We start from the raw sequence: 10,445 nt of genomic DNA, 5'->3' as shown, positions 1-10,445 counted from the left end.
TTGGAAAGATAGAAAAAGTTACTCTACTTTGTTAATTATGACAACTATTAAGCAGAACAGTTGTGCAATGTGACAATGTCAAGTTAAGTTCGGCCAAAAGTGTAAATAGACTAACCTAACTTTACTTTGTTTCAGTTGTGGATATAATTAAAAAAAATTTACGTACGCTATTACTCAGTCCCATGTCATCCTTTGACTCCGCTCAAGACAGGGTTGCAGCCGCAGGGTCGAGACATCCCTGAGTAGATTGATTTAAATTCAAGGCCAATTGGCATACTCCACTAAAAACGGTTGCGCCGGAAAGGAGGGGTTTATAGAGAAGTGCTTTGCGTAATTTTGGTGCCAAATCAAGTCTATCCAGCTACAAACAATTTAAGTGAAAAGAGGAGAATACAATGGACCAAAAACGCCTGGCCGCCAGAATCTTCATTCTGGTAGCAATTTTAAGTTTTGTTCTGGCCGCTTGCGGCGGTGGACAGCCTACGCCGGCCGCTCAACCGGCCGAGCCTGAAGCCCCGGTTGCCGAGGAGTCTACCCCAGCCCCGCCCCCCACCGAAGCCCCCGCGCCTGAACCCGCCGAGCGCAAAGTGGCTACCTTCATTTGGACCCAGGAGTTTGACTCCTTAAACCCCATGTACTCAAATATGTGGTTCGTTCTGGTCACCTGGCAGTTGTGGTTGCCTTGGGCCTGGGAATATGATGAAAATAACGATGCCTTCCCCCGCCTCCTCATCGAATTGCCCAGCGTAGAAAACGGCGGTATCTCCGCCGACGGCACAGAGATTACCTTGAAACTGCGCGACGACGTTAAATGGTCGGATGGCGAACCGATGACGTCCGCAGATTTTAAGTTCACCTACGACATGTATGTTAACCCCAATAACGCCGTCGCCTCAGCCTATCCGTACGACCAGGTGTCCAGCGTGGAAACCCCCGACGATTATACGGTTGTGGTCAAATTTGGGCAGCCTTTTGCCCCCTGGCTTTACATGTGGCGTGGTATCCTGCCATCGCATATCCTCAAGCCGGTTTACGAAGCCGAGGGCACCCTGGACAATGCCGAATGGAATCTTAAACCCGAGGTCGGTTGCGGGCCATACGTTTTTGCGGAATGGGAGTCGGGCAGTTTTGCTCGTTTTGTGGTCAACGAGAATTACTGGGGGCCGCGTCCTAAAATTGACGAAATCTTCTTCCGCTTTGTGCCCGACGACGCCTCGCAGATAGCCGCGTTGGTGGCCGGAGACGGCGACCTGGGCACTTTTATCGCCTACAGCGATGTGCCCAAACTCAAAGAGGCCGGAGTGACCATTATGACCCAGCCCTCGGGTTATAACGAAGGTTGGTTCATCCTGATCAATGAAGAAAAAGGCCATCCGGCGCTCTTGGATGTTAAGGCGCGGCAGGCGTTGGCTATGGGCGTAGACCGCGAGGCCATCAACCGCGACTTGCTGCTGGGCCTCACCGGCGTTCCGGCCAGTTATTGGGACGCCCTGCCCTTCTACAACACCCCGCCCCTGGAAAATTATCCCTACGATCCTGAAGCGGCCAAAAAACTTTTGGACGAGGCAGGCTGGGTAGACAGCAACGGCGATGGCGTGCGCGATAAGGATGGCGTTGAATTGGTGTTGACCTATGGCACCACCATCCGTGAAATTCGCCAGGATACGCAGGCGGTTGTCCAGCAGCAGTTGGCCGAGATTGGGATCAAGGTTGAGCTGTTGAGCTACGAAAGCGACCTTTTCTTCTCCAACTACGGCGAAGGCCCGGCCGCCAGCGGCGAAGTTGACATTATGGAGTGGGCCGATGGCCCCACCGCTTTCCCCGACCCGGACATCTACTACTGGTTGTGCAGCGAAATTCCCAGTGATGATTATCCCGCCGGCGGCAACTGGCAATTCATGTGTGATGAAGAACTGGATGAATTATTCCAGTTGCAGGCCACCCAGGTGAATCCAGATGAGCGCCAGCAAACTTTTGCCAAAATCAACCAAATCATGCACGATAAGGTGTATTGGCTGGGTTTATGGCAGGACCCCGATGTTTGGGCCGTTGGCCCGCGCCTGACGGGGGTCAAATTCTCCGGCGTAACGCCTTTATTTAACATTCTTGAATGGGATATGAAGTAACCGCGCCGGAGTGAAAAAGCAAGTGGTCAAGTTGTAAGTGATGAACTCACAGCATGTCATTTCGAGCGACAATAGGAGCGAGAAATCTCCTTACTGAGCCGGGTTTGAAAAGATTTCTCGTCGCTACGCTCCTCGAAATGACATGCTATACTTCAAAAGGAACTGAACCGGTCGGTGGGCCGGACAGTTTTTTGGCCCACCGACCAAAACTTTAAAGGTTGGTTATGTCCCGCTATATTGTCAAACGTTTGCTGCAAGGCATCCCCTTGCTCTTAATTATCAGCATCATCCTGTTTGTGCTGATGATGAATATGGGCGACCCTATCGCCACAATGGGGGGGAAGTCAATGACCCGCCCTGCCGACCGGGAGCGCCTGACCCGCCAATTGGGCCTGGACCAACCTATCTATCTGCAATATCTCTACTGGTTGATTGGCAATGACTGGGCCAAAATTGATATGGACGGCGACGGCGTGCCCGAAACCCCCGGCACCCGGCGCGGGGCGCTGCGCGGCGATTTTGGCACCTCTCTGGTCAATCGAGGCAAACCCGTTATCACGGTGATTGCCGAGCGTATCCCCAACACCCTGTTGTTGATGTTAGCCTCTGAAGTGGTGATCATTATTGGCGCGCTGCTGGTGGGTATTTATTCGGCCCTGCGCCAATATTCGGCCATGGACCACATTGTCACGGCTCTGTCGTTTATTGGCTATTCCATGCCCATCTTTTTTATTGCCCTGCTTTCGATGTATCTTTTTGCCGTGCTGTTCAAACGTTGGGGCCTGCCTTACCTGCCCACCGTGGGCATGTTCGATCCGCAGGTTGGCAAAACTCCGGCCCAGGTGGCCTGGCACATGGTGCTGCCCGTTTTGAGTTTGTCCGTGATCAGCTTGGCGGCTTATAGCCGTTATCTGCGCAGCACCATGTTGGAAGTAATGAATCAGGATTATATCCGCACCGCCAAATCCAAAGGTTTGCCGCGCCGGGAGGTGGTTTACACCCACGCCTTAAAAAACGCCTCTCTGCCTATTGTCACCGTGATTGGCCTGGATTTGCCCCTGCTGCTGGCCGGCGCTGTGGTCACCGAGCGCATCTTTGCCTGGCCCGGCATGGGCCGGTTGTTTTTAGACCACGTGGCCCGGAGCGACCTGCCGGTGGTGATGGGTATTTTAATGTTGGTGGCCACGGCGGTGGTGGTTTTTCAAATTATTACCGATGTTGTTTATGCCTGGCTTGACCCGCGTATCCGTTATGAACAATAGGAAATTATGGCAGTTTCAACGCAAACCTCATCAATAGCTACCTTTGTTCCAGACGACCTGGAAACGCCTCCACTTAGCCTGGGCCAACTGGCCTGGCGGCGTTTCCGGCGGCACAAGATGGCCATGTTTGGGGCCATCACCCTTTTGTTGTTGTTTCTCTACTCTTTTGGCGGCGCGTTCATCCTCCCGGAAAGTTACGCCAACTATACCGATACCACCCAGCGCCTCCAGCCCCCTACGCTCCAACACCCCTTTGGCACCGATACCATTGGCCGTGATATTCTGGCCCGCACCATTTCCGGCGGGCAGATTTCCCTGCTCATTGGCCTGACCGCGGTGATGATTGTGTGCCTGGTGGGGGTGCTGATTGGGGCCGTGGCTGGATATTACGGCGGTACAATTGACAATATCTTGATGCGCATCACCGAGGCCATGCTCAACATCCCCGAAATATTCCTGCTCATTGTGATGGCTAAATTCTTTGGGGGCAAAGTGCCTGAAATGGTTGTCTTTGGCCGCGCCTTTAGCGGCAGTGTGGTGGTGATTGTGGTTATCATTGGCCTGACCAGTTGGATGTACCTGGCCCGCATTGTCCGGGCAGAATTTTTGTCGCTTAAGGAAAATGAGTTCATTCTGGCCGCGCGGGCCACCGGCACGTCAAACTTGCAAATCATCTTCCTGCACATTCTGCCCAACACCGTTGCCCCTATTGTGGTGGCGGCTACGCTGGGGGTGGCCAATGCTATTCTGGCCGAGGCGTACATCAGTTTTCTGGGGTTGGGCGTCCAGCCGCCCACTGCCACCTGGGGCAATATGCTTGATGGGGCCAGCAATTACCTGGAATCTGCGCCCTGGTTGTGGTTTTTCCCCGGCCTGTTAATTTTGCTGACCGTCCTCAGCATCAACTTTTTGGGCGACGGCCTGCGGGATGCCCTGGACCCGCGCAGCCGGACCGTTTGAGAGAATTGTGAAGGAAAATCAAACCCTGCTAAAAGTTTCTGACCTGCGCACCCGCTTTCACACGCCCGAGGGGGTGGTTTTTGCCGTCAACGGCATCTCCTTTCACCTTGATGAGAGCGAAACCCTGGCCATTGTGGGCGAGAGCGGCTGTGGCAAATCGGTGAGCATGATGTCCCTGCTCCAGTTGATTCCCATCCCCCCTGGCCAGATTGTCAGCGGCACGGCCGTTTACCGGGGCGAAGATTTGTTGAAAAAGAGCGAAAGCCAGATGGAAGATGTGCGGGGCAAAGAAATTGCCATGATATTTCAGGACCCGATGACGTCTTTGAACCCGGTGCTGACCATAGGCAAACAGATCACCGAGTCACTGTGTACGCATTTGGGGATGGATCAAGCCCTCGCTGAACGCCGGGCCGTGGAATTACTGGAACGGGTGGGCATCTCCGACGCCAAGCAGCGCCTGAATGATTATCCCCACCAATTCTCCGGCGGCCAGCGCCAGCGGGTAATGATTGCCATGGCCCTGGCCTGCGAACCCAAAGTGCTGATTGCCGACGAACCGACCACGGCCCTGGATGTTACCATTCAGGCTCAGATTGTGGAATTGGTGGCTCAACTGCGCGACCAGTCGCACATGGCCATTGTTTGGATTACGCATGATCTGGGCGTGGTGGCCGGGCTGGCCCACCGGGTGATTGTTATGTACGCCGGTTACATTGTGGAAGAGGCGGGGGTGGATGACCTGTACGAACGTCCCAAACATCCCTACACCCTGGCTCTGTTGGCCGCCTTGCCGCGCGTGGATCGCAAAAGGGATCGCCGTCTCAAATCCATCCCTGGCGCGCCGCCCAATCTGCTGGTGGAACCCCGGGGCTGTCCTTTTGCCCCGCGCTGCGAATTTTTCTTTGACCGCTGCGAGGCCGAAAATCCGCCTTTGAACCGGATTGAACCGGCGCATGCTGTGGCCTGCTGGCTGCATCTTAATGGAGCGTCCCTATGACCAACTCGTCGGCGCTGGTAGTGGTTGAAAATTTGGTCAAACATTACCCGGTCAAACAGGGCCTGGTCTTTCAGCGCCAAATGGGCGTGGTGCGGGCCGTGGATGGAATTTCTTTTACCATTGAGTGCGGCCAAACCCTGGGCCTGGTTGGCGAAAGCGGCTGCGGCAAAACCACCGCCGGCCGCACCATGCTGGGCCTGTACCCCCCCACCGCCGGCATGGTCAAAATTGACGGGCACGAGGTGGCCTCGGCCAAAGGGAAGGAATTGCTGGCCATTCGCCGCAAAGCCCAGATGATTTTTCAAGACCCCTACGCCTCGCTCAATCCCCGCTGGACCGTGAATGCCATTGTCAGCGAGCCGCTGCGGGTGCACAAATTGATCAAAACCGATAAAGAGCGTTCTGAGCGGGTCAAAGAATTGATCAACCTGGTGGGCCTGAACGGCCGCCTGGTCAATCGTTTTCCGCACGAGTTCTCCGGCGGCCAGCGCCAGCGCATTGGCATTGCCCGCGCCCTGGCTTCAGACCCCTTGTTCATTGTGTGCGATGAACCCATTTCGGCGCTGGATGTTTCCATTCAGGCCCAGGTCGTCAACCTGCTGGAGGATTTGCAAGACCGCTTTGGCCTGACCTACTTGTTTGTGGCGCACGACTTAAGCATGGTGCGGCACATCTGCGACCGGGTGGCGGTGATGTACCTGGGTTGCATTGTGGAGTTGGGCGAGCGCAATGAGTTGTACGAAAACCCGCTGCACCCCTACACCCAGGCCCTGTTTTCGGCCGTGCCCATCCCTGATCCCAAAAAAGACCGCGCCCGCCGGCGCGTTATTTTAGGCGGCGATGTCCCCAGCCCCATTAACCCCCCGCCGGGATGTCGTTTTCACCCGCGTTGCCCCATAGCTGTGCCCCGGTGCAGCACCGATCTCCCGGAATGGCGCGAGATTGCGCCGGAGCATTGGGTCGCCTGCCACCAAGTTTAGACTTACTAGACCAAATGCGGAAGTTATTAAATCCTTAGTACACCGTTGCATAAATTCGTTCCGGGCAACAACGCGGGTTTTCTCGTTTCCAAACTCAGTTTGGGAACGAGAAAACCCGGAACACACTATGCGCAATGCTGTACTTAGTCCTAAGCCTCAACGTGCAAGCGGTAACCAACCCCTGGTTCCGTAAGGATGTAGCGGGGTCGGGCCGGATTTTGTTCTAATTTGCGACGCAAGTTGCTGATGTTGACCCGCAGCAGGTGTGCCTCGGCTTCGTAACCCATGCCCCACACTTTTCGCAACAGATATTGGTGGGTCAGTACCTTCCCGGCATCGTTGACCAGTACCCGTAACAAATCGTATTCTGTGGGAGTAAGTTGTATCTCATGACCGTCAATTTTCACCAACCGTCGCGCCAGATCAACCTCCAAATCGTCGGTGGTGAACACTGACTCGGTCTGGCCATTACTCGCCGTGCGACGTAGGGCCACCCGGATGCGGGCCATCAATTCGCCCACGCCAAAGGGTTTGGTCAGGTAATCGTCGGCTCCGGCATCCAGCGCCGTAATTTTGTCGGTTTCCTGCCCGCGCACCGAGAGGATGATGATAGGCAAGCGGGTCCATTCTCGCAGCCGTGCTGTAACTTGAGTGCCATCCATATCCGGTAATCCCAAATCCAAAATTACCGCATCGGGGCGGTGACTAACCACCGCCGTCAAAGCGTCGGCGCCGTTTGCAGCCTCAAACACGGCGTAACCGTTGGCCGTTAGCGAAGTTTTTAGAAAGCGGCGAATCGCTTTTTCATCATCAACCACCAATATACGGGGACCGTTTTCGCTCATAATCTTTCTTTCATACTTTCTTGTTGGATCACGGGCACGGCAAGGCTAAATATTGCGCCCCCACCGTCCCTGTTTTTAGCCCAGATACGGCCATTGTGCGCTTCCACAATGCCTTTGCTGATGGATAATCCTAACCCGGTGCCTCCCACATCATCGGGACGCTCCAGGCGATAAAACTTGCCAAAAATGCGTTCCAGTTCCGGGTCAGGTATGCCGGGGCCCTTATCAATAACCTGTAAAACCAGTTCGGATTCAATCAGGTTGGCGCGGATGGTTATTGGTTCTTGAGGCGGAGAATATTTTAGAGTGTTATCCAATAAGTTGACCAACACCTGCACCATCAAGACTATGTCCAGCGGAATCAAGGGCAGGTTATCGGGTATGTCAATATTGATCGGGCGTTCATCCAGCCGGTTGCCCAGTTGGGCTAATGCTACACCAATCATATCTTGTATATCGCACAATTCTGGTTTAACCTTCATACCTCCGGCCTCCATGCGAGTCATCTGGAGTAAGTTGCCCACCAAATTGTTCAGCCGGTCGGCTTGCTCCCAGGCGGTGCTAACCAGGACGTTGCGCCCGGTTTCATCCAGAAATGGCGCGTCGTCGCGCAGGCTGCTTAATGCGCCGGTGATGGAGGCTAGCGGCGTGCGCAGGTCGTGCGAGATGGAATTTAGCAGAGCGGTTTGCAGTTGTTCGGTTTCTCGGAGCAACCGGGCCTGGCGCGCTTCTTCGGCCAGTTGCACCCGTCGCAGGGCTTGCGCTCCCTGGTGGGCAAAGGATTCTAACAAACGCCATTGTTCCGGGGTCAAGGGATCGGCATTTTTATCTCTACCAATGCCCAAAACCCCCACAATATGCTGCGCGGCCTCTAAGGGCAGGTAGCTATTTTTGGCCCCAGCCAGAGTGTCGGTGCCGCGTCCCGCCGGTTGGTTGTGCTGCAAAACCCACGCTGCCACCGCCAGTTCGTTGTCATCCAGGTCAAAGTCATTGTTGTTGCAACAGGGGTGCAAAGTTTTCTGTTGTGGTAGCAGGATGGTGGCCCGGCAGGCTAATAGCTGGCCAATATGCGTGATCACAATTTGGGCAATATCTTCCGGCTCAATGGCGGCAGCCAGGTCGCGGCTCAGTTCGTAAAGCGCGGCGGTATGGGCCTGGCGGCGTTGGGCGGCTCTGGCCTGGTCGCGGGCCTGGGCCGTCAAAGTGCTGATGACAATGCCGACCACCAGCAGCGCGGCAAAGGTCAGCAAAAATTGAGCGTCGGACACCACATAGGTGTAGTAGGGCGGCACAAAAACATAATTAAAGGCTACCACGCTTAAAAATGAGGCCAACATCGCCGGGTGCCGGCCCAGCCAGATGGCCGCCATCACCACCGCCAGCAGGTAGAGCATCACCAGATTGGTTGGTTCTATAAACGGGCGCAGGGGAACCCCCAATAGCGTAGTCAGCGCCACCAGCCCGGCGCTCTGGACATAACCCTGCCAATGAAAGGGTTGTTTGCCGACTAACTTATGTTGAACATCCGGCAGTTTTTCTGCCGTGGCGCTGCTGATAACATAAATATCAAGGTCGCCGCTTTGCCGGATAATCCGGTCAACAACCGGACCTCGCAGCAATTCAACCCAACGCGGGCGCAGCGGTTTACCGATTACAATGGTGGCAATATTGTGGGTTTGGGCAAAGTCCACAATGGCTTCGGCAGCGGACCGGCCCGAAACGATCATGGTTTTGGCTCCTAACAACTCGGCTAACTGCAAATTGCGGGCCACCCGGTCACGGCCGGCATGCGACATTTGGGCGTGGCCGGGCGTTTCAACATACACGGCAAACCATTCGGCGTTGAGGCGAACAGCCAGCCGCCGGGCGGTTCGTACCAACCGTTCGCTCAACGGGCTGGGGCTGACGCACACCAGCAAGCGCTCCCCTGCCGGCCACGGCCCGGCAATAGCGTGGGCTTGCATGTAGGCCCGCATCTGCTCATCAATCCGGTCGGCGGCCCGGCGTAAGGCCAGTTCGCGCAGCGCCGACAGATTACCTGGGCGGAAAAACTTGCGGATAGCCTGCGCCGCCTGCTCCGGCACGTAAACTTTACCCTCCTCCAGGCGCTGTAATAATTCGTCAAGGGGCAGGTCAATCAACTCAATCTCATGCGCTTCATCCAGCAAACGATCCGGCACGGTTTCGCGCACTGTGACGCTCGTGATTTGGACCACGACATCGTTAAGGCTTTCCAGGTGTTGAATGTTCAGCGTAGTGTAAACGTCTATCCCGGTGTCGAGCAGTTCCAGCACATCTTGATACCGTCTGGCGTGGCGCGAGCCGGGGGCGTTGGTATGGGCCAGTTCATCCACCAACGCCAGTTGGGGACGACGGGCCAGCACCGCGTCAATATCCATCTCGGTCAGGATTACGTGGCGATATTCGATCTGTTGGCGGGGGATGATTTCTAACCCTTGTAGCAGGGTTTCGGTTTCAGCCCGGCCATGCGTCTCGACATAGGCCACCACCAAATCAACGCCTTCGGTCAGGCGCTGGTGCGCGGCTTCCAGCATGGCGTAAGTTTTGCCCACCCCGGCGGCATACCCCAAAAATATTTTGAGTTTGCCGCGAGCCTGTTCTTTTTCTTCTTTTTGAACCAGGGTTAATAACTCGTCTGGGTCTGGGCGGGCGCGTTCTTTATTCATAATGCCGGAACTTTGGGGTCCAGAGCTTGCTCATAATGTCGGAACTTTGGAGTCCAGAGCTCGCTCAAAGCAAGCTTTGGACTCCTGAATGCTAAATGTCTCTCTGGTACTTAAAAATCATCGTCGTAAGCTTCCTGCAAAACCAGTGTCTGGTACTGAGGGTAATTGCGAAACTGTTTCGCTAATTGCTGACGACCTTTTTCTGCAAAAAGTGTGTGAAAACTCGAAAAGGGCCAATGATGTAAATTGGTAACACACTTATGTTTAATCGGGTTCATCAGCAAGTAATTGAGCCGGATCATGTAATCCACTTCATGGCGAGGGCAATAATCCCAATAATTCCACCAGACGGGTTTGGCGCAGGGGGTGGTCTGCCGGATGAAGATAGCTGAACAACTGTGAATACTTCTAAAAATGGTGGTTAAATCCGTCCCTTTGCGACTTCTACCCAAAATGTGATAGTGGTTATCTAAAATAACCCAATGATGCAATTCCCAGTTATACTAAGCGCACGCTAAAATTTCAAATTTTTCTGTCATCAGGGTTGCCAGTTCATCGGCGTGCTCATCCAGGTTGTCCAGCACT

At 54.7% G+C, this 10,445-nt stretch carries 7 protein-coding genes; 5 read left to right on the top strand and 2 right to left on the bottom strand.

Annotated elements, in window-relative coordinates; all coding sequences use genetic code 11:
• Positions 1 to 395 precede the first annotated feature (395 nt).
• The 5 genes from JW953_04585 (at position 396) to JW953_04565 (ending at position 6,328) form a co-directional block, all read left to right on the top strand.
• A complete protein-coding gene (locus JW953_04585) occupies positions 396 to 2,126 on the top strand; it encodes a peptide ABC transporter substrate-binding protein (GenBank protein ID MBN1991956.1) in 1,731 nt (576 codons plus the stop codon).
• Between the two features lie 224 nt (positions 2,127 to 2,350).
• Positions 2,351 to 3,388 (top strand): ABC transporter permease, encoded by a 1,038-nt coding sequence (locus JW953_04580; GenBank protein MBN1991955.1) that lies wholly within the window; start codon positions 2,351 to 2,353, stop codon positions 3,386 to 3,388.
• Positions 3,389 to 3,394: 6 nt separating this feature from the next.
• Positions 3,395 to 4,348, top strand: coding sequence for an ABC transporter permease (locus tag JW953_04575; protein MBN1991954.1), 954 nt, complete (start codon positions 3,395 to 3,397; stop codon positions 4,346 to 4,348).
• Positions 4,317 to 5,348 carry an ABC transporter ATP-binding protein gene (locus JW953_04570; GenBank protein MBN1991953.1) on the top strand — a complete coding sequence of 344 codons (1,032 nt, stop codon included), beginning with the start codon at positions 4,317 to 4,319 and terminating at the stop codon, positions 5,346 to 5,348. The genes JW953_04575 and JW953_04570 overlap by 32 nt, the downstream gene beginning before the upstream one ends.
• A complete protein-coding gene (locus JW953_04565; protein MBN1991952.1) occupies positions 5,345 to 6,328 on the top strand; it encodes an ATP-binding cassette domain-containing protein in 984 nt (327 codons plus the stop codon). The genes JW953_04570 and JW953_04565 overlap by 4 nt, the downstream gene beginning before the upstream one ends.
• Before the next feature lie 149 nt (positions 6,329 to 6,477).
• Here JW953_04565 and JW953_04560 read toward each other — a convergent pair whose 3' ends face one another.
• Positions 6,478 to 7,173, bottom strand: coding sequence for a response regulator (locus JW953_04560; protein MBN1991951.1), 696 nt, complete (start codon positions 7,171 to 7,173; stop codon positions 6,478 to 6,480).
• A complete protein-coding gene (locus JW953_04555) occupies positions 7,170 to 9,860 on the bottom strand; it encodes a sensor histidine kinase KdpD (GenBank protein MBN1991950.1) in 2,691 nt (896 codons plus the stop codon). The genes JW953_04560 and JW953_04555 overlap by 4 nt, the downstream gene beginning before the upstream one ends.
• Positions 9,861 to 10,445 lie beyond the last annotated feature (585 nt).

It is taken from the genome of Anaerolineae bacterium (assembly GCA_016931895.1).
GTDB lineage: Bacteria > Chloroflexota > Anaerolineae > 4572-78 > J111 > JAFGNV01.
Note: the sequence above shows the minus strand (reverse complement) of the source record. Positions and strands in the feature narration are given on the sequence as shown.

Coding starts and splice junctions, on each gene's coding strand:
- JW953_04585 (MBN1991956.1), top strand. CDS start 396: ATGGACCAAAAACGCCTGGCCGCCAGAATCTTCATTCTGGTAGCAATT.
- JW953_04575 (MBN1991954.1), top strand. CDS start 3,395: ATGGCAGTTTCAACGCAAACCTCATCAATAGCTACCTTTGTTCCAGAC.
- JW953_04560 (MBN1991951.1), bottom strand. CDS start 7,173: ATGAGCGAAAACGGTCCCCGTATATTGGTGGTTGATGATGAAAAAGCG.
- JW953_04570 (MBN1991953.1), top strand. CDS start 4,317: ATGCCCTGGACCCGCGCAGCCGGACCGTTTGAGAGAATTGTGAAGGAA.
- JW953_04565 (MBN1991952.1), top strand. CDS start 5,345: ATGACCAACTCGTCGGCGCTGGTAGTGGTTGAAAATTTGGTCAAACAT.
- JW953_04580 (MBN1991955.1), top strand. CDS start 2,351: ATGTCCCGCTATATTGTCAAACGTTTGCTGCAAGGCATCCCCTTGCTC.
- JW953_04555 (MBN1991950.1), bottom strand. CDS start 9,860: ATGAATAAAGAACGCGCCCGCCCAGACCCAGACGAGTTATTAACCCTG.